Genomic DNA, 21,323 nt, shown 5'->3' with positions numbered 1-21,323 from the left:
AGGCGCTATCCCTCCCCACCGTCTATACGGTGGGGAATCCCGCGCCTTACGTTGACAGGCAACCGGTTCGCATCGACAGCCCTGCAGCAGCCATTCGCCGGGGCATCGGCATGTTGCACCAGGATCCCTTGGATTTTCCTTCTCTGACGGTGCTGGAAAACTCTGGAAAACTTTATATCGTCAGGCAGCGGGGCGCTTGGGTTTGGGGTTGCGAGAGAGCCGAAAACGTCTCCGAAAAGCCTGTGAAGAGTTTGGCTTCAACCTCAACCCGGATGAGGCTATCGGCAGTTTGACGGTGGGGGAACGGCAGCAACTGGAGATGCTGCGGTTGCTCTCACTGGGGATCAACACCTTAATTTTGGATGAGCCGACGACGGGCATTTCTGCGGCGCAAAAAAGATCTTTTGTTGATCTTTTGTTTGCGGCTTTGCGTCGGCTGGCAGAGGAGGGCAAGTCGGTGATCTTCGTCTCCCACAAGCTGGCCGATGGGGAATGCTTTTGCGATCGGGTGACGGTGATGCGGCAGGGGGAAGTGGTGGAGGAGCTGACTGTGAAGGGTGAAGACATTTCCCTGCCGGAACAGCGGCTGATCGATTGGATGTTTGAGCGGGAATTGGCGCCCCTGGCTCGGCCCCCCTCTCTGCAAAGAAGGGCAAATCCCCTGTTGGAGTTACGCTCCCTGGTGGTGCGGCATGAGCCGTTTACCTTGGCTTTACCGGATCTGGCGGTGCAGCTGGGGGAAGTGATTGGGTTGGCCGGTTTGGAGGGCAGTGGGCAACGCTCTTTCCTGCTCACCTGGGCAGGGTTGTTGCCGCCCAGGCAGGGCCAGATTCTCTTGGCAGGGCGGGAGATGACCAGGCCGTCCTTACGGCGACCATCTTCGCTCTGGGGTGGGGTTTTCTCTAGCGGATCGGCTGCGAGAAGGGCTGATCCCTGGCTTGACGTTGCAGGAGCATTTTGCCCTCCAGCAGCGGGATCCCTGGATTAACTGGGCTCTGGCCCGTCAACAGGCTGAGGCGGCCACCGAACACAGCGGGGCAGCTTGGTAGCCCCGTACTCAGCGCTCCGCGCCGCTGACGCGAGTAGTACAGTGAAGAAAAGCCCGCTCGCGTTAGCGGGACGTAGTCCTTAAGCAACTTGAGTCGCTCGCCAATGCTATAACAAGCAAGTACCCACCCCGGTGAAAGACCTGGACAGTGCTGTAAGTCACAAGTAAGCGGAACCTTGAGACTGGGTTCCAGGGAGCCGTCTAGGGGGGTCTTGACAGCGCCTTTGCGAGTCTATCTGTGGACTGCGTAAGAATCCCCCGACTTTAGTCGGGGGTGTCAATTCGGCGTTTGCGGTCACCTCTACAGCAGGGTGGAACAACTCTCGGGGGGCAGCCAGCAACGCAGCCAGTTGGCCCTATTGCCCACACTGGCCTGGGGATGGATGGGCTGCACCCTGCTGCTCTTGCTCGGGGATGGGATCCTTGCCTTCTGGGTTTGGACGGGGGGCTAACTTAGCTCCAGCGGGGCAAGTAGCAGGAAAAATCCTGTTTCTTAACAAACCGAAAGGGCCCGGAAAGGGATCCCCAGACCACTTGATCCGTTTCCGGGTCGCGGCCCTGATCCAGGCTGTGGAAGTAGTCGGCCCCAATCTCGAACTCGCTATAGAGATAGGTGGTTCTGCCCTTGCGCTCGACGATACAGCCTTTGCCGGGCACGCTGCGGCCCCGGTAGCAGGATCCCGTCCACTCCACCTGGGTTACACAGCCGGGCAAGAGTTCCAGCTCTGCCGCCGTCAGGCCGGCCAATTGCTCCAAGTTCCGACCGGCACATTTGTAGGCCTCTGGAGAGGTCAGGGCATAGTTTTGGATGCGGATCCCGTCGGCGGTCTCGAAGAGATGGATGACCCGCTGCCGGTAGGGCTGGTCGGGGTAGATATCGTACAGTTGCTCCACGTAAAACCCTATCCCCTGAAACACTGACCACGGCAGGGGGCACTGGTAGACGTGAATATTGGCAAACCAAACCGGCTCGGCCATAGCCTGGTGCAGATTGTTGAAATGTCCGGCCATCCAGGTGGCCAGTTGGGCCAGTTGCGGCGAAACCGACATAGCGCGGGCAAAATCCTAACCAAGGGCAAACCTATTATCCAAGACGCTCGTCCTAGCTGCCAAAGCAAGCCTTCAGGCCGCGAGCTAGAGTAGAAGAATGCAATCTGTTGCCACTTGGCCTATGTCTGCTGCACCTCTTCCTCTGCTGGGGCAATCTTTGGCTGCCTTGAAAGAGTGGGCAGTTGAGCAGGGGCAGCCGGCCTACCGCGGGCAACAACTGCACACCTGGCTCTACCAAAAAGGGATCCGCTCCCTGCAGGAGGTGACGGTCTTTCCCAAAGCCTGGCGCGAGGCGCTGCAGGATTATCCTGTGGGGCGCTCCCAGGTTGTGCAGCGGATAGAATCCCGCGACGGCACCGTTAAGTTGCTGCTGCAGCTAGCAGATGGGGAGTTGATCGAGACAGTGGGGATCCCAACCGCCAAGCGGCTAACTGTCTGCGTTTCCTCCCAGGTGGGCTGCCCCATGGCCTGCGACTTCTGCGCCACCGGCAAGATGGGCTACCGGCGCAACCTCAAGTTGCACGAAATCCTGGATCAGGTGTTAACGGTGCAGGAGGACTTTGGCCGCCGCGTCAGCCACGTGGTCTTCATGGGTATGGGGGAGCCCCTGCTCAACCGCGACACCGTGGTGCAGGCCATCCGCCGCCTCCACCAAGATATCGGCATCGGCCAGCGGCACATTACCCTTTCCACCGTGGGCGTGCCCCGGCAAATTCCCTGGCTGGCAGAGCAGAATCTGCAAGTTACCTTGGCCGTCAGCCTGCATGCCCCCAACCAGGAGCTGCGGCAGCAGTTGATCCCTTCTGCAGCCCACTACCCCCTAGAGGCCCTGATCCGGGATTGCCGCGACTACATGCTGCGCACCGGGCGGCGGGTCAGCTTTGAATATACGCTGCTAGCGGGGGTGAACGATCTGCCCCTCCATGCCCGCCAACTGGCGCGTCTGCTGCAGCAGGCCAGCCAGGCGGGGGCCCGCCTGCACGTCAACCTGATCCCGTACAACCCCATTGCCGAGGCCGACTATCAGCGCCCCCAGCCGGCGCGAGTGGCGGAGTTCGTCCGGCTGCTTGAAGAGCACCACGTGCGGGCCAGCGTGCGCCAAACCCGCGGCCTGGATGGCAACGCCGCCTGTGGTCAACTACGGGGATCCTTTCTGCACGCTTCCCCCCCGCCCTTGCCTTCCCCTGGGCCAGCCCTTGGCCGTTCTTAGATGCTCAAGTTCGGAGTTTTTTTGCAGTTGCCACCGGCAGGGCGGGAGGCAGCCAAACGCGAAAATGCGTCCATCCTTCCGAGCTGCTGACGGAGATCTGGCCCCCCATGTGCTCCACCAGTTGCTTGACCAGGGCCAGCCCCAGGCCGGTGCCGCCGTGCTTCCAGCGATCCGACTGCGGGATGCGGTAGAACTTCTCAAAGATGCGGGGCAGCTCCGATTCCGGGATCTCGCTGCTGTTGCTGCAGACAAAGAGGATCCCTTCTCCTTCCCAGGCCACCTGCAGGTGGATGGATCCCGCGGGGGCGGTGTATTTGACGGCGTTGTGCAGCAGCTCGCGCAAGATGCGGCCCAGGGCCGTGGGATCCGCCTCAAGGGGTGGGATCCCCTCTTCTAGGTGCAGTTGCAAACTTTGGTTTTTGGCCTGGGCCAGGGGCTGAACTGCCGCCACCAGATCCCGCAAATAGCGCGGCAGAAAGATCTCTTCGGGTTGGAGCAGATACTTCTCGGCTGCCAGCCGCTGCATGTCCAGCAGGTCGTTGATGAGATCAATTTGGCGGTTGCATTCCTTGAGGGCGATGGCGAAATAGTGCTGCTGCTTCTCGGGGTTATCGTGGGCTATTTGCAACATTTGTAGGGCCATGCGCACATTGGTCATGGGGGTGCGCAGCTCGTGGGAGACGGTGCTCAAGAAATCGTCCTTGAGCAGGTTGAGCCGCTCCAATTCCTTCACCTGGGCCTGGGCCGCCTCATACAGACGGGCCTGCCGCAGAGCCAGAGCAGACAGGTTGGCCACCTGATAGGCCAGTTGTCTCTCCGCTTCGGAAAACTCCTGCTGCCGCTCCAACAGCAGCAGCCCCAGCCGCTCTTGCTTGTCCCAGAGGGAGCACGCCAAAAGCTGTACCCAGTGCCCCTCTCGCTCCTTTTGACAACAGCAGTGGACTTCCCAGGGCTGGTCAAGAAACGCATGGGAGTGCAGCAGGTGCCTCAGCTCGGGATCGTTGAGGCAGGCGGGATCCGCCCTCTCCGGAAACGAGCAAGCCGGGATCCAAGAGGACCCATCGGCGCCAGTCAAGAAAATATGACAGCCGGTTAGGTTGAGGGCCTCGGCCAGGCTCTTGACCACCTCTTCCAGGATCTCCCCCTCCTTGAGGCTGGCCACCATCTGGCCGCTGAGGGAGCGCAGCACCGCCTCAAAGCGCAAAGCCTGCTGCAGCTTGGCAGTACGCAGCGCCACCTGGGCTTCCAGCTCGCGGTTGAGGGCTTCTAGCTGCTGCTGGGCCCGCTTTTGCTCGGTGATCTCCCGCCCCACCGACAGGATCTCCACCAGTTGGCCCTGGCTGTCGAAAATGCCCTGATCCACCCAGCTCACCCAGCGGGATTGGCCATCTTCGCCGGGGTACTCCCGCTCGCTGCGGTGGTAAGGATGCTCAGGCGTCAGAGCCGCAAGGGACTGCAGCACCGCGGCTTGCTCTTCTTCCGGGAGCAGATCCCGCCAAGGTCGGCCCAACACTTCTTCTGGGGAACAGCCAAAAAAGCGCAAGAGCGCAGGGTTGCCGTAGGTAATTCTCCCATCGGGCTGAAAGCGGCAGATCAGCTCCGTCTGCTGCTCCACCACAGCGCGGTACTGCTGCTGCTGTTGCCAGAGGCGATCCAGCAAAGCTTGTTGGTTGGTGGCCGCCTGCTGCCAAGCTTTGGCCAGGATCTGCACTTCTTGGATAGGGCCGGGATCCACAGGGGGCCAGGCCGGGATCCCAGTGTGCACAAATTGCTCCGCTATTTGGGTAAGGCGGCGCAGCGGACGAGAGAGGGCTTCGCTGAGGAGGATCCCGGCGGCCAAAAAGCCCAGCAGCAGCCCACCCCCCAACAGGGCCGCCTGCCGAGCACTGGCATAGACAGGGGCTAAAAGGGCGCCCTCCGGGATCCCGTAGACGAAGTAAAAGCCCGGCCCCCATTGATCCTGAATGGCCGTCACCTGCACCCAGTAAGGGATCCCGTCCACCCTAAGGCGCAGCAAACCTTCAGAGGCCGCCGTTGCCCAGGATCCCACCTGCTCTTGCACAGCCAGCAGCGGCTGGGGAGAGAGCTCCTCCCTGCCGGCCACCACCTGGCCTTCTTCATCCAGCAACCAGCTCACCCCTGGATACGCCAAGCTGGCCTGCAGATCCTCCAGAAAAGCCTGCAGTTGCTGAGCCGAGAGAGCAGCCACCAAGCTGCCGTAAACCCGCCCCTCCACCTCGGCCAAGGGCAGCGCCGCCAGGATCAGCCGCTCCGGCCTCTGATTGGGAAACTCGACAAAAAAGTTGCTCACCACCCAGGTACGGCGGGCCTCTTCCTGTTGCAGGATCCCGGGAAACCAAGACAGCCGCCGCAAATCCACCAAGCCCAACTGCCGCTTCAAGCCGGTGGGATCCCCGCTTTCCGGATCCCGCTGGCGGCCCTGGACGGATCCCGGCTTCAGGCCTGGCGTGTGGTAGGTCCAGATCGACCCACCGGTGTGGCGGCGGGCGGTTACAAACCCCCCCTCCGCTGAGACAAAGCCGATATAGCTCAGCTCGGGAAACTGCTGCAACTGGCGGGCAAAATAGGCCTCAAGCCTCTCCAGATCTTGCGGCTGAAGCGCGGCCAACTTGGGCAGTAGCTCCCACTGGACTGCCCCTTGATTGAGGGCATTGATCTGAAGGGGAGCTTGGAGATAGCGCCTGAGGTGCTCTTCAGTGCGATGGTTAACCTCACTCTTCAGGTGCTCGGCCAACTGCAGCGCCATCTGCCGGCCAGCCCGCCAGGAGAGATAGCCCACCCCGCCTGCCCCCCCAGCCACTGCCAACAACAGCGGCAACAGCAGCGCCACCTGCAAAGGAACCGCTCGAGAAGTGAGGAAGGGCAGGCGCATTGGAGAAGAAGAGGAAAACTGCATGGGATCCCTAGGCTTGGGGCGGCTCCAGAGCTCGCTGCAAAGCGCCGAGGAGAATTTCGGCACCAATGGCCAATAGCGCCACCGGGATCGCTCCCACCAACAGGATAGCGTTGTCGTAGAGGGCAAACCCCAGCGTGATGAAGCTGCCCAGCCCGCCCGCCCCGATAAAGGCCGCCAGCGTGGCGCTGGCAATGACCTCGATAGTAGCGGTTTTAACACCGGCCAAGATTACCGGCAACGCCAAGGGGATCTCCACATGGCGTAGCACCTGCGCCGGCGTCATGCCCATTCCCAAAGCAGCTTCGCGTAGAGCCGGATCGAGACTGCGGAAGGCCACATCCGTGCTGATTAAAATGGGGGGCAAGGCCAAGATCGTCAGGGCAATCGCTGCCGACTGAAAGCCAAGGCCAAAGTAGGGAATGGCCAAAAACAAAATCGCCAAGCTGGGGATCACCCGCAAGCTGCCGAAGGCATTGATCACCACGAGGGAAACCACCTGCGAGCGGGAGCTGCCAAAACCCAAGGGCAGGCCCACCAGCAACGCGATCCCCAGCGGCACCACCACCAGTTGCAGGTGCTGGAGGAAAGCTTGAACTAGCAGGTCGCTGTTGCTTTGAGCATAGTGCAAGGAGCGATCCAGGAGGCTCATCGAGAGCTACACGCAGAGTAGCTTGGTAGCCCCGTACTCAGCGCTCCGCGCCGCTAGCGCGAGTAGTGCGGGGCGGAAAAGCCTTCGAGCGACTGGAGTCGCTCGCCAATGTTATGTTGTAATCCTAAGTTAGCACCTACCCCGGTGAAAAACCCGGACAGTGCCGTAAGTCAACAAGTAAGCGGAACCTTGACGCTTTGTCTCTAGGAACCGTCTAAGGGCGTCTTGACAGCGCCTTTCCGAGTCCAACTGTGGACTGCGTAAGAACCCTTCGACTTTTTTAGTCGGGGGAGTGTCAAATCCCCGCGAATCAACAGACCAACCCCGCTGTAGAGTTTGCAGTCAGCCCCTATATTTTGCCAGCCCTCTTGACTTGTTTGCTCGCTCCTGGCCTAATTCAACTCAGCCCTCTCTCCATTCCCCCTTGAGACGCCGTCTACTTGAGTTCTGGCGCCGTCGCTTTCCCCACAGCCTGCGCACTCAGGTAGCGCTGGTGATTGCCAGCCTTTCCTTTGTCCCCAACTTGGTTTTCATCCTGTCGGTGCAGTGGATCCTGCCCGGCACAGAGCTCAGTCCCGAGGGATCTCTCCTGCTGCTGTTGTGGATCCCTCTGCTGGCGGTGCTATCGGCGCTGGCAGGCTATGCCTTGTCTTCCATGCTCTTGCGGCCCCTGACGTTGCTGGCCCGCGAGCTGGCCCACCTAGAAACCTTGATCAACCAGCCAGACCGCTGGACTTTGCTGCTCCGCCCAGGGGATCCCCAAGAGGCTCTGATCCTGCGGCAAGCTTTTGCCCATTTGCTGCGCCAAATCCAAAGCGATCAAAGACGGCGGGAGGCCTTCACGGCTACCTTGGTGCACGATCTAAAAACTCCTCTCATTGCCTTTGGGCATCTGCTAAGTGCTCTCAAGCAGGAGCTCCCCTTGAGTCCCCAGGAGCGGCTGGCCCTGCTGAATCGCATGCTGGAGGAGAACCAGCGCAACCTGGCCCTGGTGCAAAAGATGGTGGAGGCCTACCGCCTAGAGCGGGGCGAGATCGCCCTGCATCCCCAGCCCTGTGATCTGGGATCCCTGGCCCGACGGGTGGCCGAACGTATGGGATCTCTGGCTCGAGAGCGGGAGATCGACCTGCAGGTGGAGGGAGAAGGGTGGGGCGCCGCCGATGAGGACGAGCTGGAGCGGGCGCTGGTGAACCTGGTGGACAATGCTTTGCGCTACGCCCGCCATGCGGTGGTGCTGACCGTCAGCCCCCGGCAGATCCAGGTGCGGGATGACGGGCCCGGCCTGCCGGCTCCCCTGGAAGATCTGGCCCAGCCCTACATCGCCCAACCCATTCACATTGCCGGCCAGCACTACCCGACCGGCTCAGGAGGTCTAGGGCTGTACATCGCCAAGCGTATCCTGCAAGCCCACGGAGGAGACTTGCGTTTGGTGGAGACGGGATCCCAGGGCACTACCCTGGCCCTGGTGCTGCCCTGATCCCCAGCCCCGCCAGAGGGAGAAAAACACCGAAGGCAGTTCCCTGCTTCGCGTTAGCGGTGTGGAGCGCTTGCAGTTCACTCGACGGGACGGCCCCGATACATCAACCGGTACTTTGCCGGTGGGGGCGCAGCCGTTTGCTCTTGGCGTTCTTCTGGTGCAACGGGCGGGGAAGGAAGGGAGCTGTCTTTTTCAGGCCGCAAACCCGCCTGCTCGAGAACCGCGTGAAGAGCTGCCGTGTCAATGGGAAAAGGCCACCTGGCTGCCTTGTAAACTTGCTCGAGGGAGTGAAGAATGTCGTCGGCTTCGGCCAAACCAGGGATCACCTCGGCTGCCCCCTGGTAAATGGCCCAGCGCCGCTCTGCCGGCTCAATGCGGCGACGGGGGTGATGAGTGAGAATCACAGGGATATCCGGAAGCCGGCTCCGACACTCTCGACAAAAGGCATAGGGGTTAAACAGCCCCGTCGTCATATCCACCACCATCAGATCCGGAGGATGAGTTGCCGCCACCTCCACCAGATCTGCCTGAGGAGAAACCAGCACCACTGCATGGCGCTGAGACTCCAGCACCGACTTCCAGAGCTGGGCCTGCCAAGGCTGACCCTGAGCCACCAAAACGGTCTTGGTCACGGTGAGCAGAGATAGGTGAGCAAAAGGGGAAGGGGAAATCTGCACGAGTTAACGGCTCGCCTCAGTTCACAACTTTGCCTAGGGCGCAAGCTAGCATTTCCAATCAAGAAGAAACAGTAACTAGCTATACAGGTAGTGTTGGGCCGACCCCGCCGCTCGGGTAGCTGAAACTCCACCAATTTGCGGCAGATTTTTGGGTACAGTTTGTCCGGCAGCTTCAGCGCTTGCCTTGCTCGGGCAAACCAACCTCAGCTTTCTCTTCGGTTTCGGATCCCAGCTCGGCCTGCAAGGCTTGCCACTCCTCTGGGGAGAGGGAGTGAAGTTTCTCTTGGATTTGCTGCCTCTCAAAAGCGGCCCACTGGGCCTTCAGGGTCATTTCCCTGCTCAACACCCGCTTCAGGTAGCCCACAGTCCAGACCAGGCACCCCAGCAGAAACACCACGCTTGACACCTGCTGCGCCGCGCCCGTATCCAAGCCGGCCCAAAGCAACAGCCCGTAGAAAAGTCCTCCCCCCAAGAGCAGGGCTAGGCCAATGCCGAGAACATCCCGTCTACGCATGGCTCAAGCGCTTAGATAGCGGCAGGCTCTAGAGCGAACGCGGCTTGGGCCGAAACGTCATGAAGGGAGCCACGAGCACCATACCGGGGAAGAAAAACAAAACTAGGAAAAACATCAACACCTTTTCCCAGGCACCGCTATAGTTCCAGCGCTTGTCCACGTACACCAAAAACAAGAACGGCAGCACCAGCAGGTAGAGAACTGCTAGGGCAGCATAGGTCAAGCCAATGAGCGTTGGGGTCGAAAGCATCTCCAGTTGCCTCAAATTAGCCTGTGCCAATCCAGCCCGCATCGGGGTTACATTACAGCATTGTAATAGCGAATAAACTTGTCGGCTTAGCCGGCTCTTCGCCTTATGGCTATAAACTCGTGCTGATGGCCCCGACAGGGCAGGTAGAGATGCATTGTTCGCACATAACACAGCGATTACGCAGAAACTCCAGTTTCCAGTCAGGAGCGGCAATCTTCAGCGCCTCGGTGGGGCAAACGCCTGTACACAAGCCGCAGTCCACGCACGAATCTGGGTCGATCTGAATTTCTTTGGCCCGCTCGGCCACCTCAATGCCTAAAGACTGCACCCACTCTAGACCCGCCTCCACCTGGTCGATATCTCCCGAGAGCTCCACCACCAGGGTGCCCACTTCGTTGGGGGTTACTCTGGCGCGGACAATGTTGGCGGCTACATCGAAGTCTTTGGCCAGACGATAGGTGAGGGGCACATTCACCAAGTGGCGAGGAAAAATCAGGGTCACTCGTTTGCGCACGGATTTGACTTGCGTATCGGAGGTGCGGTGACTCTTCCAGTATGAGTATGCCAAGGCCGACTGCCAAGTTTGGCCATGCCGCAAGTGCAAAATCTCCTCCTCACCGCCAGAAAGATGGGATCCGCTCCCAACACCGTCTGCCCCCAGGTTGGGAACTACGAAAGGCGCCCCACAGCCTGCCACAATAGGGGCAGAGCGTCTTCGATTCCCATGAACTCAGCCCGGCCCCGGCTCAACTCCGAGCACTATCGACAGATGTTGGTGCGCGATGGCGAGCGCCGCTTCCGCGAATGGCACACCGCCTTTCTCAACTACCAGCGGCAGTTTTTGCAAGAGATGAAGCGACTGCAGCTCCGTTCTTCCTCGAATTGCTAATTTCCTTCGGTAATGCCTACGCCCACCCCTTTGCACCTGCTGCCGATCTGTTCTGAGCCTGATCCTTCCCTCCGCCAAGAAACTTTGGAATTGTTGGAGTGGCCCCGCCTCTGCCAACACTTGGCCAGCTTTGCCGCCACACCCCTAGGCCGCCGCGCCTGCCTAGAGCTGGATCCCTGGCGGAGCCGCGCCGAGAGCGAGGTCTGTCTTGATCAAACGGAGGAGGCCATCCGGCTGGATTGCAGCCAGCCGGGGGGGGTCTCTCTGGACGGGATCCACAACCTGCTGCCGGCCCTGGAACGGGCCGAACGGGGGGGCATTCTGAGCGGGGAAGAGCTGGTGCAGATTGCCACAACCTTGGGGGCTGCTCGCCGCCTTCGCCGTCTCATCGATGCTGATGAGCGCCTGCCCCGCCTGCAGGAGTGGGTGAGCACACTGCGCACCTATCCTGAGCTAGAGCAGGAGATCTTCCGCTGCCTGGATGAGCACGGCGAGGTGAGAGATAGCGCCAGCCCCGCGCTTGCAGACCTACGCCGTCAGCACCGCCAGTACCGCAACCAGATCCAAGAACGCCTACAACAGGTGATGAGCCAGCACCCCCAGGCGCTGCAGGACACGTTGATTGGCCAGCGGCAGGGGCGCTTTGTGCTGATGGTGAAGGCCACCCACCGCGACGTGATCCGGGGCATCGTCCACGACAGCTCTGCCAGTGGGGCCACCCTCTATGTGGAGCCCTACGCTGTGGTGGAGCTGGGCAACCGGCTGCGGGAAACCCAGGCCCAGATCCAGGCGGAGGAAGAGCGAATCTTGGCGGCGCTCTCTGCCCAGGTGGGATCCGTGGCCACCGATCTGGAGCATTTGCAGGCGGTGCTGGTGGGGCTGGAGGTGGCCTTGGCCCGTGGCCGCTACAGTCTTTGGTTGGCGGGCAATCGCCCCCAGTTTGTCCCGGCAGGATTGCGCCTGCGCCAAGCTAGGCACCCCTTGCTTCTGTGGCAGTCTCGCGAGGAAGGCAAGGGCCCGGAGGTGATCCCGATTGATTTCACCCTCTCCGAGTCCATCCGCGCCGTGGTCATCACCGGCCCCAACACCGGTGGCAAGACGGTTGCTCTGAAGACCTTGGGGCTATTGGTGCTTATGGCCAAGGCGGGGATCTTCCTGCCTGCCCAGGATCCGCCCCAACTGCCCTGGTTCGACGGGGTCTATGCCGACATCGGCGACGAGCAATCGCTGCAGCAAAGCCTCTCCACTTTTTCCGGGCACATTCGCCGCATCAGCCGCATCGTGCAAGCTTTGCAGTCAGACCCGGCGCCGGCCCTTGTTCTGCTGGACGAGGTGGGGGCGGGCACGGATCCTAGCGAGGGTGCGGCCCTGGCGGCTGGGCTATTGGAGTATCTCTCGGAAAAGGCCCTGCTTACCTTGGCCACCACCCACTACGGCGAGCTGAAGGCCCTCAAGTACCAGCATCCCGGCTTTGAGAATGCCTCGGTGGAGTTTGACGAGGCCACTCTAGCCCCCACCTACCGCCTACTGTGGGGGATCCCTGGTCGCTCCAATGCCTTTGCCATTGCCCGGCGGCTGCACCTGGAGCCGGAGATTCTGCGGCGGGCGCAGCAGCATCTGCAGGGGGAAAGCCAGGTGGATAAGGTGATCGCGGGGCTGGAGGCGCAACGGGCCCAGTTGGAAGAGCGGGCCGCCCAGGTGGGATCCCTGCACCAAGAGCTGGAAACCCTGTACCGCCAAATGCAGCAGCGCAGCCGGCAAATGGCTGAGCGAGAGGCGCAACTGGAGTACCAGCAGCGACAGGGGCTGCAAGCCCTCTTGGCCGCTGCCCGCCGGGAGGTGGCCGCCGCCATCCGCAAGTTGCAGCAGGGGGACAATCCCCAGCAGGTTGCTGCTGAGCTGGAGCAGATTCGCGGGCGCTACTCGCCGCCGTCGCCGCCGGTTGAGACTGAGTTCGTGCCGGAGGTGGGGGATCGGGTGCGGCTGAGGGGCCTGGGGCAGACAGGGGAGGTGATTGCCGTCGAAGGGGATGTGTATGTAGTGCGCAGCGGCATCCTCAAGTTCACGGTGCCGCGGGGCCAGTTGGATCCCATCGATGAACATCAGGCCAAACAGCGCCAGCGCCCCAAAGCTCCTCCCTCCCCTCCGCCCACCACTGCTCCCCTGAACCTGCGCACCAGCCGCAACACCCTTGACCTAAGGGGGAAAACTGTAGCCGATGCCGAGGTGATTCTGGAACAGCACTTTGCCCAAGCCCCTCCTGGCCCGGTTTGGATCATCCACGGCCACGGCACGGGACGCCTGCGGGCCGGCGTCCAGGCCTACCTCCAAAATCACCCGCGTGTCCAGAGGTTTGCCCCGGCGGATCCCCAGGATGGGGGTACGGGCGTAACGGTAGCCCACCTGCGGTGAGGCTGAGCGGCTTTCGGCGGGCTGGCTCCAACATTACCGAGAGCCTTGTCCAGTGTGATGAAGGTCTCTGACCTTCCCTCCCCCTTTGGGAGAGGGGCAGACGGTTTCAGACTTGACTTTGGAGCGCCGCTGTTGAGGTGACAGGCTGGGATCCCGCTTGGCGGTGCCGACTTTGCCAAAGCCAGTAGGCGCGCAGCAGTTGGCTATCTCCAATTAACTTGAGCATCACCGCCACCGTCGCACTGGTCCAGCCGAGGGGGCCGAAAGTGGCACCTGCTGCCGCCAACAGGGCCAACCCGGAAAGATTCAGCCCCAAGCCCTGTACCCCCATCCACCAAACGGTCTCACGCTCTAACATTGGCCAGATCCTAGAGGAAGAATTGGATAGCCCTACTCTCCTAAATTTGAGGCGGGATGGGGATATGGCCAAGCCTCAGCCTAGATGCCCAAAGCTGCATGCTTCGGGGGGCGTTATGTCCATAGCGCTTAGCCACCTAGCCCATCCACTCCTGCAATCGGGCCAGAGCCAGCCGCTTTTGCGTTGCAGAGCGGACGCTGCCCTCCGTTAGCCGGTTGAAGCCATGCACCAGCCCCTTGCCTCCCAGCGCCACCAGAGTGACCCGATGGGTTTGCCCCGGCTCAAAACGCACCGCTTGGCCGGAAGGGATGTTGAGGCGCATGCCAAAGCTGGCGGCGCGATCGAACACCAGGGCTCGGTTGACCTCGAAAAAGTGAAAATGGGATCCCACCTGAATGGGCCGATCCCCCCGGTTGGTGACCTCCAGCGTCACAGTGGCCCGCCCGACATTGGCTTGGATGGGATCCTCTGCCAGCAACAGCTCTCCCGGGATCGGGGCTGGTTCAGGGTCGGCAGCAGGTGTGGCTTTGGATTTGCGAGCCATATGGACAACCTCCTGAAGTCTCTGGGTCTTTGGGAGATCCTTAGAAAGCAGCTAGCGAATGGGGTGGTGAAGGGTCACCAGCTTGGTTCCGTCGGGGAAGGTTGCCTCTACTTGAATTTCCGGGATCATCTCCGGGATCCCTGGCATCACGTCCTCTCGGCTCAGCCACGTCAGCCCTTCACTCATCAACTGAGCAACGGTTTTCCCTTCCCGCGCCCCCTCCAAGATGGCTGCGCTCAGGTAGGCCACCGCCTCGGGGTAATTGAGTTTGAGGCCCCGCTGCCGCCGATCCCGAGCTAACTGGGCGGCCAGGTAGATCAACAGCTTGTCTTTCTCCTGGGGGGACAAGTACATGGAGCAACCTCGAAAGATACAAAACGATACAGAACAGACAGCAGCAGGCTCACTTAGCCTAGAGTTGACTTAATTACTTAGTACCACCTCTGGGCGAAAAAAGGCTGCAGAGGCTACAGGGGGTTTCGCTTTTCTTGCCAAACCAAGAGCTTCCACCTCTTTCCACCTCTGCCGTTGCTACTTTCCGCCCCTGCCACCCATGATGAAAGAGTAACAATAAAGTTAAAAATAGAAGTAAAACTTTATCCGATCCTCATTTAGCCCTAGCTTGGTTGACCTGAGATCCATTGGCTAATTCCTCTTAGCAGGTGTTGATTGGGTTCTTTTGAGCAGCCATGAAACTCGAACTGACTCCCAGACAACGGAAGATCCTGTGGGCAACGGTGCGCAGGTATATTGCCACGGCAGAACCTGTCGGCTCCAAAACCTTGGCCCAGTCCTACAACCTCGGAGTCAGCACGGCTACCATTCGCAACGACTTGGCCACTTTGGAGCAGGTTGGGTTGCTGTTCCAGCCCCACACCTCTGCCGGTCGGATCCCTTCTGACTTTGGCTATCGGGTCTATGTGAACGATCTGTTGACCTCCGCCAACATGGATGAGATCCCGAGCGATGCTCCCCAGCCGGAGCCCCATCCTGCGCTGCAGCAGTTGCTGGATCAGCTCAACCGTGAGCTGGGGGACGACCTCGATAGCCTCTTGCAGAGGGTGGCACAGCTTTTGGCCCACTTGAGCGGTTGCATCGCTCTCATCACCCCTCCCCAGGGGCCGGTGGTAGCCGTTCACCATGTGCAGTTGCTGCCGGTGGGGCCAGGGCGGGTGATGGTGCTAGTGGTTACGGATTCCTACCAAACCCATTCGGCCTTGGTTAGCCCACCGGAGTGGCCCGACGATCGGCGCGAGGATCTGGAAGATGAGCTGCAGCTACTGAGCAACTTTCTCACCCTGAAGTTGCGGGGCAAGACTTTTGCCGAGCTGCAGGATCTGAGCTGGTTGAAGCTGGATGAGGAGTTTCGCGCTTACAGCCATTGGCTGCAGCAACTGCTGCGCTCGGTAGTGCAGCGCTACCTACGGCCCTCGCTGGGACAGGTGTTCAGCGCGGGCATGACGGAGCTGATGCGGCAGCCGGAGTTTTCCCAGGCCCAGCGGATGCAGGCGGTGGCCCAGTTGATCGAAAAGGGATCCGAGCAGCTTCAGGGGATGATCGGGCTCTATTCCATGCCAGATAGCCCGTCCACGGGCGAAGCAACTCTTTCGGCCACGGCGGCCAGGAACAAGGCATCCTCTAGCACTCCAGAGCAGGATCCATCCCACAACGTTCCCGTGATCATCTACATTGGCAGCGAGAACCCGCTGGAATCTCTGCACCACTGCACGGTCATTGCCTCAGTTTATCGCCGCCGCTCGGCGCCCCTGGGTGCGGTCACCCTGCTGGGGCCGACCCGCATGGCCTACGAGCGGAGCATCGCTGCTGTGCAGACGGTGGCCTCCCATCTCACTCGGGCCCTTGCCTGAGGGATCCCAGGGAGAACGCGAGGTCTGGGTTGCCCCCGAGCAATAGCCAACTGTGGCCAGGCTTTCTCCTCTTCACCTGCGGGTTCAGTGTGCCATTCGCGAGCGGCAACTGCTTCGCCCCGGCCAGCGGCTGCTGGTAGCTTTTTCTGGCGGACAAGATTCTTTTTCCCTGCTCCAGATCTTGCGGGATTTGCAGCCTCGCTGGGGCTGGCAGATCTTTGTTTTGCACTGTGATCACCGTTGGTCAGCCGATGAGACGGAGTGTGCCAAGTTTTTGCAGGGATGGCTGCAACAGCAGGGCCTGCCCCACGCCGTTGAGACTGCCGATCCCATCCGCTGGGATGAGGCGGGGGCCAGGGCTTGGCGCTACCAGCAACTGAACAAATGGGCGCGCACCTGGAGTTGCGAGGTGGTGACCACAGGGCACACGGCCAGCGACCGGGCGGAGACGTTTTTGTGGAACCTGCTGCGGGGCACGGGGGCTGCCGGCCTGGTCAGCCTAGATTGGCAACGGCGTTTGGACGAGCGGGATCCCACCTCCGCTTGGTTGGTGCGTCCCCTGCTGGGCCTTTCCCGCTGGGAAACGGAAGAGTTCTGCCGACAATACCAGTTGCCGGTCTGGCCGGATCGCAGCAACCAGGATCTGGCTCATGGCCGCAACCGCCTTCGCTTAGAGGTGATGCCCTATCTCAAGCAGCACTTTAACCCGCAACTGGAAGCGGCTTTGAATCGGGCAGCCACACTGTTGCAGGCAGAGCATGAGCTGGTGGTGGCGCAAGCCGCCCAACTGTGGTTACAGGTGTACGAGCCCGCTTTGCCGGGGCTGCAGCGGGATCCCTTGCGGGCTGCGCCCCTGGCTTTGCAGCGGCAGGTGATGTTTCAATTCTTGTCGCTGCTGCTGCCCCATCACCCAACTTTTGAGCAGGTGGAAGCCGGGATGCGGCTCCTGAAAGCAGGCCGCCGCAGCCGCAGCCCCGACTACCCTGGCGGAGGCTGGCTAGAGGTGAAGGGGGATCACCTGGTCTGGATCTCTGCTCAGTGAGAGCTCTCCCCCTCCTGCAACGGCTGAGAACCTCAACCAATAGTTAACAGCACAGTTCAGATTTGCACGGCAACTACCGTCCCAGAAAATCCTTACTGGGGACAAACGAGGGGCTACTCAGAGGAAGCTCGATGGGAGCCTCACAGAGGGTAAAGCTGGAGGCCTCGACTTTAGTGCGGGGAGGAAGGCTACTCTGGAACTTTGGTGGCCAAAGTGGCGACTCCTTCGCAAGATACCCCACTGTATACTGTAGGGGGGATAGCTCCTGCGCGAATGATGGAGCATGACTCAAGTTCTAACTATCTCCCGCAAGCTCAAGGTATCTGCGTCGCAAGCCGCCAAGCTGGATGCAACCAAGGCCTCCGGCCCGCTGGCGCGAGCGTGAACGAGTTAACCAACAGCCGCGCAGCCAGAGAGAGCGGCGGCGGTTGAACAGTTGGGCCTTCTACCCGTTGCGGCAGTTTGTGCACTACAAGGCAATGAGGGTAGGGGTCAAGGTTGTGGTGGTGCCGCCTGCCTGCAGCTCACAGACCTGCCACCGTTGCTTGTGGCTTGGCCAGCGGGAAGGGGAGCATTTTCGCTGTGTCAACCCCGTCTGTAGTTGGGAAGGGGATGCGGATTTTAACGCTGCCACTCGCGTTAGCGGGACGGAGTCCCTAAGCTCCCGACTTCAGTGGGGGAAGTTTACCCTGGCAAGCGAGCAAAGCTGACTCCTGGGTAGTAATAAGCCAAAATTTGGCGGTAGGTCCAGCCCTGACGGGCCAATTCTTGGGCACCCCACTGGCTCATGCCAATACCATGCCCGTACTTGGGATAGGGGCTAAAATCCGGCAGACTTCTCAGGTAAGGGATCCCGCTCACCCCAACGGTTTGGCTGCCGGCGCTGGCGCTGTACATGGCGTTTACAAATTGCCCCCCATACACCATGACGATGCCGCGGGTGGCGTGTGTTGCTGCTAGGGCGGCGGCTGAGCGCTGCGAGAGGCCCCGATACACCTGGGAGTGGGTGTCGCTAAACACATCAAACCAGCCGCGGGAATTGCGGTGGTGAAGAACATAGGTGCGGGCTGCCACCGCCTGGGCCTTGAGGGCCTCGGGCAAGAAGCGGGATCCCATCTCGGCTTCCACCACGCCGGCCACGTAGTCTTCTAGATCCACGTAGTTGATGGCCATTACCCTGTTATACCCGGTCAAGAGCACCTTGCCGGAATACCAGCGGCCATCCACGGCCACCAGGCCACCCGCTGGCGGCTCGATGAACAACACCGGGCTGACCACCCCCTGCAGGCGCACCCCTTGAGGGCCGGGCTGGGCCAGAAACCCTTGCATGGGCGGCAACTCGGCCAGCACCTCTTGGCGGCTGTTGGTCAGTTGGGCGGGGCGAGAAACGCCCACCACCACAGGGGCGGTGGCATCGGCCAATTGCACGCGCACCGTCACCCCCCAAGCGCTCTCTATCCATCCCCCTAAGGTGCCCACCAGCAGGGATCCCATCAGGGCAAGCCAACCCCGTGCTCCCATAGCCTCTGTCCAGAGTTCTTTTTTGTACAGCAACCCCAGCCTAGGATAGAGCAAATCGGACTTGGGAATGAAAATCAGGGTGCCTAAAGGGCGGGACGGGATCCCGTTGACAAGGGAGCGGGCGGATGGGATTGCTCCAAAGGGAGAGAATCAGGTTGTCGAAACCGATCCGGTTCCAGGCCCAAGGCAAAGCACAGGGAGGATCCCGGTCGTCCATTGGAGAAGCAGAGAAAAGCTCCCAGCGAAGCCAATGCCAGAAGGGCCGCATAGCCGAACATGGCCCGATAGCCGGATCCCAGCGCCAGGGTGCCCAGGATCGGCCCCGCCAGCCCAATGCCCAAGTCAAACCCACACATCACCAAGCTGAACAAACGCCCCCGCTCCACCGGCTCAGAGCGATCGGCTACCAGGGCGGAGATCAGCGGGATCAAGGTGCCAAAACCCGACCCCACCACGATCCCGGCGACAAGAAAAGCCCCGACGCTGTCGGCAACCAACAGGATCCCCATCGCCAGAGCATAGGTGGCCAAGCTCAGAGAGATAAACGGCCCCCGCCCGTAGCGATCGGAAGCGCGACCAGCCAGCAGGCGCACGCCGAAGCTGGCAAAGGCCACCGCCGTATAAAAAAGACCGGGATTGAGGGGAACTCCGACCTCTTGGATCAACAGGGCCACAAAAGTAGTCTGGGTGCCGAAGGCCAGCCCCACCAAGAGCATGACCCCAGCGAGAGAGCACACCTTGGGGTTGAGCACAAGGCTCCAAAACGCTCCATCCGGGGGCAGGGATCCCCAACCCCCACGGCGCTGCTCGCGAACCGATTGGGTACAGAGAAAGCCCACCAACCCCAGCAGAGCGGCAAAGAGAAACAGAGGGCCATAACCAACCAGCTCCTGCAAAAAGCCGCCCAAAGCAGGGCCGATGGCTACACCAATGGGATTGACCAAACTCATGTAGCCCAAGATCTCGCCGCGTTTTGCTTCCGGGGCAAAATCCGCCACCAAAGTAACGTAGGCGGTGGCAAAAGCGGCGATGCTGATCCCGTGAAAGGCCCGCACCAGCGCTATCCACGGGATCCAATCCCAGAGCCAGTACCCCAAAGGCGCCATCCCCGCCGCGCCCATGCCGATGAGCAAGACGATCCGGCGACTGTGGCCATCCGCCAGCCGCCCCAACCAAGGGCGAAAAGCCAGCAGCCCAATCGAGAAGGCCCCCATCACCAAGCCCACCTCTTGGCTGGTGCCGCCCACATCCCGGACGTAGAGCGGCAGTGTGGGCAACAGCGAAGACAGACTGGCCCAAAAGAGCAGCCCGGCCACGAAGAGAATGCCCAAGTTGCGCCGCTGCGCCGGCTGTAGCTGCCCGAATACCCTCACGCCCACTCCCAATGAAACTCTCACAACCCTGCCAGGGAGCAAAGCCGTCTCCACAGCATCCCTGAACAGAAATATTACGAAATGTCTATTTGGGTGCTGACTTTTTCAATCTTAACCTCTTGTCTGGAACTGTGCAGGATCCCTGTTCAGGGGCAGCCGTTAGCCTGGAAGTGGCCTTTTTGTACGCTTGCCTATGGCGGAACGGTCAGATCCCTTGACTCGCGGTTTGGTTGCCCTGATTCGGGGCTACCAGATAGGCATCTCCCCTTGGCTGCCTCCTGCCTGCCGCTACTACCCCACCTGCTCCCAGTACACGCTGGAAGCAGTGCGGCGCTACGGCGCCATCCGAGGCAGTTGGCTGGGGATCCGCCGCCTCTGCCGCTGCCACCCTTGGCATCCGGGGGGCTACGACCCGGTGCCCGACTTGCCAGGATCCGCACCTGACGAAACTTATCGCCCCAGCCGAGATTGATTGACGAGGGGGATCCCTGTCAGGCCAAGATCGGTGTTGCCGGAAAAGGCTGTATTTGGGAGCCGGTCAGTCAGGAATAGCAGGCCACCGCCTCGATTTCCACCAAGGCATTCAAGGGCAAGCCAGCCACCTGCACGCAAGAGCGGGCCGGCGCCGGGTCTGCGGCAAAAAACTCTCGATAAACCTCGTTCATGGCGGCAAAGTCTTTCATATCCGCCAAAAAAACGGTTGTCTTCACCACATTGGCCAGGCTCGTGCCCCCTGCTTCCAGCACCGCCTTCAGGTTCAGCAACGCCTGCCGAGTTTGCGAGGCAACATCTTCCCCCGCCAGCTTGCCAGTTTTGGGATCCAGGCCCACCTGGCCGGCGGCAAACAGAAAGGGCCCCGAAGCAACAACGCCCTGGCTGTAAGGGCCGACAGGAGCAGGAGCGGCCTCGGTTTGTACAGCACAAGGGCCTGGCCCGGTTTGGCCCTGCGGATGGCCCATCGCGGAATTGGCCAGATTGCTCGGCTCCATAGAGGTTTGCCCCCGTGAAGAGAAGCTCTTTCGCTACGCTACCACAGGCGGATCCCAGAGAAGACGAACCCGCAATGCCAAAATAGGCTTGTCGGGAGGAAAAAGTACTCATGCCTTTGATCAAGTTGCAAACCTCTCTGCAGCCAGAACCTGCCGCCGTGGCAGACCTACTCAAGTTCCTCTCTGCTGCTCTGGCTAAGCAGTTGGGCAAGTCGGAAGCCTACGTGATGACTGCTTTTGAAGGAGGGATCCCGATGACCTTTGCCGGCAGCGCCGATCCCTGCTGCTATGTAGAGATCAAGAGTATTGGGCAGTTTTCCGCCGATCAAACCCGATCCCTGAGCGAGTTTTTTTGCAGCACCATCGAGGACAAATTGGGGATCCCCAAGAAGAGGATTTACATTGAGTTCGGCGATGCCAAAGGCCATCTTTGGGGATGGAACGGCACGACCTTTGGGTGAAAGCTACTTCGCACAAGTCAGGTATTTCCTAGCCTGGCTGCTCTAGCCTATCTAGCAACAGCTTTCTGATGCTC

The 21,323-nt window shown here is 60.7% G+C and carries 22 protein-coding genes and 2 pseudogenes; 11 read left to right on the top strand and 13 right to left on the bottom strand.

From position 1 onward, the window contains the following. Together NW852_RS07275 and NW852_RS07270 are read left to right on the top strand one after the other, a co-directional pair. Window positions 1-293 (top strand): annotated as a pseudogene (locus tag NW852_RS07275) (hypothetical protein); the annotation flags it as partial. Next, window positions 290-988 carry an ATP-binding cassette domain-containing protein gene (locus NW852_RS07270; protein ID WP_414399006.1) on the top strand — a complete coding sequence of 233 codons (699 nt, stop codon included), beginning with the start codon at window positions 290-292 and terminating at the stop codon, window positions 986-988. The pseudogene NW852_RS07275 and the gene NW852_RS07270, both read left to right, overlap by 4 nt. A gap of 513 nt (window positions 989-1,501) precedes the next feature. Here the strand turns inward: NW852_RS07270 and NW852_RS07265 are convergent. Then, window positions 1,502-2,098, bottom strand: a complete 597-nt coding sequence (locus NW852_RS07265; RefSeq protein WP_414426597.1) for a chromophore lyase CpcT/CpeT — start codon at window positions 2,096-2,098, stop codon at window positions 1,502-1,504. 121 nt (window positions 2,099-2,219) lie between these two features. Between NW852_RS07265 and rlmN the strand changes: the two genes are divergently transcribed. Beyond that, a complete protein-coding gene (gene rlmN / locus NW852_RS07260) occupies window positions 2,220-3,308 on the top strand; it encodes a 23S rRNA (adenine(2503)-C(2))-methyltransferase RlmN (protein ID WP_414365243.1) in 1,089 nt (362 codons plus the stop codon). 4 nt (window positions 3,309-3,312) lie between these two features. Here rlmN and NW852_RS07255 read toward each other — a convergent pair whose 3' ends face one another. Continuing rightward, window positions 3,313-6,225, bottom strand: a complete 2,913-nt coding sequence (locus NW852_RS07255; protein ID WP_414426596.1) for an ATP-binding protein — start codon at window positions 6,223-6,225, stop codon at window positions 3,313-3,315. A gap of 7 nt (window positions 6,226-6,232) precedes the next feature. Continuing rightward, window positions 6,233-6,874 carry an ABC transporter permease gene (locus tag NW852_RS07250; protein WP_414365241.1) on the bottom strand — a complete coding sequence of 214 codons (642 nt, stop codon included), beginning with the start codon at window positions 6,872-6,874 and terminating at the stop codon, window positions 6,233-6,235. 424 nt (window positions 6,875-7,298) lie between these two features. On the opposite strand from NW852_RS07250, the gene NW852_RS07245 reads away from it, so the two are divergent. Further along, window positions 7,299-8,351 (top strand): sensor histidine kinase, encoded by a 1,053-nt coding sequence (locus NW852_RS07245; protein ID WP_414365239.1) that lies wholly within the window; start codon window positions 7,299-7,301, stop codon window positions 8,349-8,351. A gap of 77 nt (window positions 8,352-8,428) precedes the next feature. Here NW852_RS07245 and NW852_RS07240 read toward each other — a convergent pair whose 3' ends face one another. The 4 genes from NW852_RS07240 to NW852_RS07225 all read right to left on the bottom strand — a co-directional run bounded on the left by NW852_RS07240 (window position 8,429) and on the right by NW852_RS07225 (window position 10,306). After that, on the bottom strand, window positions 8,429-9,028 hold the full coding sequence (locus tag NW852_RS07240; RefSeq protein ID WP_414365237.1) for a response regulator: 600 nt from the start codon (window positions 9,026-9,028) through the stop codon (window positions 8,429-8,431). A gap of 172 nt (window positions 9,029-9,200) precedes the next feature. Continuing rightward, complete coding sequence (locus tag NW852_RS07235) at window positions 9,201-9,542, bottom strand: DUF3007 family protein (protein WP_414371632.1); 342 nt, start codon at window positions 9,540-9,542, stop codon at window positions 9,201-9,203. 28 nt (window positions 9,543-9,570) lie between these two features. Continuing rightward, window positions 9,571-9,792: an NAD(P)H-quinone oxidoreductase subunit L gene (ndhL, locus tag NW852_RS07230; protein WP_414365233.1), complete on the bottom strand. Its 222-nt coding sequence runs from the start codon at window positions 9,790-9,792 to the stop codon at window positions 9,571-9,573. 109 nt (window positions 9,793-9,901) lie between these two features. Continuing rightward, entirely contained in the window at window positions 9,902-10,306 is a 405-nt protein-coding gene (locus NW852_RS07225) for an NIL domain-containing protein (protein ID WP_414365231.1), read from the bottom strand. A 210-nt stretch (window positions 10,307-10,516) separates the two neighbouring features. Between NW852_RS07225 and NW852_RS07220 the strand changes: the two genes are divergently transcribed. Together NW852_RS07220 and NW852_RS07215 are read left to right on the top strand one after the other, a co-directional pair. Next, on the top strand, window positions 10,517-10,681 hold the full coding sequence (locus tag NW852_RS07220) for a hypothetical protein (protein WP_414365230.1): 165 nt from the start codon (window positions 10,517-10,519) through the stop codon (window positions 10,679-10,681). A 45-nt stretch (window positions 10,682-10,726) separates the two neighbouring features. Further along, the gene (locus NW852_RS07215; protein WP_414399009.1) at window positions 10,727-13,093 is read left to right on the top strand and encodes an endonuclease MutS2; all 2,367 of its coding nucleotides are present in this window, start codon (window positions 10,727-10,729) and stop codon (window positions 13,091-13,093) included. 106 nt (window positions 13,094-13,199) lie between these two features. Here the strand turns inward: NW852_RS07215 and NW852_RS07210 are convergent, their stop codons facing one another. The 3 genes from NW852_RS07210 to NW852_RS07200 all read right to left on the bottom strand — a co-directional run bounded on the left by NW852_RS07210 (window position 13,200) and on the right by NW852_RS07200 (window position 14,349). Beyond that, on the bottom strand, window positions 13,200-13,451 hold the full coding sequence (locus tag NW852_RS07210) for a hypothetical protein (protein WP_414365228.1): 252 nt from the start codon (window positions 13,449-13,451) through the stop codon (window positions 13,200-13,202). A 136-nt stretch (window positions 13,452-13,587) separates the two neighbouring features. Next, window positions 13,588-13,995, bottom strand: coding sequence for an urease subunit beta (locus tag NW852_RS07205; protein ID WP_414365226.1), 408 nt, complete (start codon window positions 13,993-13,995; stop codon window positions 13,588-13,590). Window positions 13,996-14,046: 51 nt separating this feature from the next. Continuing rightward, window positions 14,047-14,349, bottom strand: coding sequence for an urease subunit gamma (locus NW852_RS07200; protein ID WP_414365225.1), 303 nt, complete (start codon window positions 14,347-14,349; stop codon window positions 14,047-14,049). 335 nt (window positions 14,350-14,684) lie between these two features. Here NW852_RS07200 and hrcA point away from each other — a divergent pair, with 335 nt between their 5' ends. The 3 genes and pseudogenes from hrcA to NW852_RS07185 all read left to right on the top strand — a co-directional run. Next, entirely contained in the window at window positions 14,685-15,863 is a 1,179-nt protein-coding gene (gene hrcA, locus NW852_RS07195; RefSeq protein WP_414365223.1) for a heat-inducible transcriptional repressor HrcA, read from the top strand. A gap of 52 nt (window positions 15,864-15,915) precedes the next feature. Continuing rightward, window positions 15,916-16,905: a tRNA lysidine(34) synthetase TilS gene (gene tilS / locus NW852_RS07190; RefSeq protein WP_414365221.1), complete on the top strand. Its 990-nt coding sequence runs from the start codon at window positions 15,916-15,918 to the stop codon at window positions 16,903-16,905. Between the two features lie 380 nt (window positions 16,906-17,285). Then, window positions 17,286-17,549, top strand: a pseudogene (locus NW852_RS07185) (zinc ribbon domain-containing protein); the annotation flags it as partial. A gap of 40 nt (window positions 17,550-17,589) precedes the next feature. Here the strand turns inward: NW852_RS07185 and NW852_RS07180 are convergent. Both NW852_RS07180 and NW852_RS07175 read right to left on the bottom strand, forming a co-directional pair. Next, window positions 17,590-18,426, bottom strand: coding sequence for a SpoIID/LytB domain-containing protein (locus NW852_RS07180; protein WP_414371636.1), 837 nt, complete (start codon window positions 18,424-18,426; stop codon window positions 17,590-17,592). A gap of 83 nt (window positions 18,427-18,509) precedes the next feature. Further along, window positions 18,510-19,799 carry an MFS transporter gene (locus tag NW852_RS07175; RefSeq protein WP_414365217.1) on the bottom strand — a complete coding sequence of 430 codons (1,290 nt, stop codon included), beginning with the start codon at window positions 19,797-19,799 and terminating at the stop codon, window positions 18,510-18,512. Between the two features lie 193 nt (window positions 19,800-19,992). Between NW852_RS07175 and yidD the strand changes: the two genes are divergently transcribed. Beyond that, window positions 19,993-20,271 carry a membrane protein insertion efficiency factor YidD gene (yidD, locus tag NW852_RS07170; RefSeq protein ID WP_414338341.1) on the top strand — a complete coding sequence of 93 codons (279 nt, stop codon included), beginning with the start codon at window positions 19,993-19,995 and terminating at the stop codon, window positions 20,269-20,271. Between the two features lie 70 nt (window positions 20,272-20,341). On the opposite strand, the gene NW852_RS07165 is transcribed toward yidD, so the two are convergent. Continuing rightward, the gene (locus NW852_RS07165; RefSeq protein WP_414334105.1) at window positions 20,342-20,758 is read right to left on the bottom strand and encodes a RidA family protein; all 417 of its coding nucleotides are present in this window, start codon (window positions 20,756-20,758) and stop codon (window positions 20,342-20,344) included. Window positions 20,759-20,898: 140 nt separating this feature from the next. On the opposite strand from NW852_RS07165, the gene NW852_RS07160 reads away from it, so the two are divergent. Then, a complete protein-coding gene (locus NW852_RS07160) occupies window positions 20,899-21,249 on the top strand; it encodes a phenylpyruvate tautomerase MIF-related protein (RefSeq protein ID WP_414426595.1) in 351 nt (116 codons plus the stop codon). Window positions 21,250-21,323: the final 74 nt, after the last annotated feature.

This window comes from Synechococcus sp. H60.1 (assembly GCF_047462335.1).
Taxonomy (GTDB): Bacteria; Cyanobacteriota; Cyanobacteriia; order Thermostichales; family Thermostichaceae; genus Thermostichus.
Note: the sequence above shows the minus strand (reverse complement) of the source record. Positions and strands in the feature narration are given on the sequence as shown.

What these genes read in the sequence shown, in the direction of transcription:
- NW852_RS07265 (WP_414426597.1), bottom strand. Translation starts at nt 2,098, where the DNA reads ATGTCGGTTTCGCCGCAACTGGCCCAACTGGCCACCTGGATGGCCGGA.
- rlmN (WP_414365243.1), top strand. Translation starts at nt 2,220, where the DNA reads ATGTCTGCTGCACCTCTTCCTCTGCTGGGGCAATCTTTGGCTGCCTTG.
- NW852_RS07255 (WP_414426596.1), bottom strand. Translation starts at nt 6,225, where the DNA reads ATGCAGTTTTCCTCTTCTTCTCCAATGCGCCTGCCCTTCCTCACTTCT.
- NW852_RS07250 (WP_414365241.1), bottom strand. Translation starts at nt 6,874, where the DNA reads ATGAGCCTCCTGGATCGCTCCTTGCACTATGCTCAAAGCAACAGCGAC.
- NW852_RS07235 (WP_414371632.1), bottom strand. Translation starts at nt 9,542, where the DNA reads ATGCGTAGACGGGATGTTCTCGGCATTGGCCTAGCCCTGCTCTTGGGG.
- ndhL (WP_414365233.1), bottom strand. Translation starts at nt 9,792, where the DNA reads ATGCTTTCGACCCCAACGCTCATTGGCTTGACCTATGCTGCCCTAGCA.
- NW852_RS07220 (WP_414365230.1), top strand. Translation starts at nt 10,517, where the DNA reads ATGAACTCAGCCCGGCCCCGGCTCAACTCCGAGCACTATCGACAGATG.
- NW852_RS07210 (WP_414365228.1), bottom strand. Translation starts at nt 13,451, where the DNA reads ATGTTAGAGCGTGAGACCGTTTGGTGGATGGGGGTACAGGGCTTGGGG.
- NW852_RS07205 (WP_414365226.1), bottom strand. Translation starts at nt 13,995, where the DNA reads ATGGCTCGCAAATCCAAAGCCACACCTGCTGCCGACCCTGAACCAGCC.
- NW852_RS07200 (WP_414365225.1), bottom strand. Translation starts at nt 14,349, where the DNA reads ATGTACTTGTCCCCCCAGGAGAAAGACAAGCTGTTGATCTACCTGGCC.
- hrcA (WP_414365223.1), top strand. Translation starts at nt 14,685, where the DNA reads ATGAAACTCGAACTGACTCCCAGACAACGGAAGATCCTGTGGGCAACG.
- NW852_RS07180 (WP_414371636.1), bottom strand. Translation starts at nt 18,426, where the DNA reads ATGGGAGCACGGGGTTGGCTTGCCCTGATGGGATCCCTGCTGGTGGGC.
- yidD (WP_414338341.1), top strand. Translation starts at nt 19,993, where the DNA reads ATGGCGGAACGGTCAGATCCCTTGACTCGCGGTTTGGTTGCCCTGATT.
- NW852_RS07165 (WP_414334105.1), bottom strand. Translation starts at nt 20,758, where the DNA reads ATGGGCCATCCGCAGGGCCAAACCGGGCCAGGCCCTTGTGCTGTACAA.
- NW852_RS07160 (WP_414426595.1), top strand. Translation starts at nt 20,899, where the DNA reads ATGCCTTTGATCAAGTTGCAAACCTCTCTGCAGCCAGAACCTGCCGCC.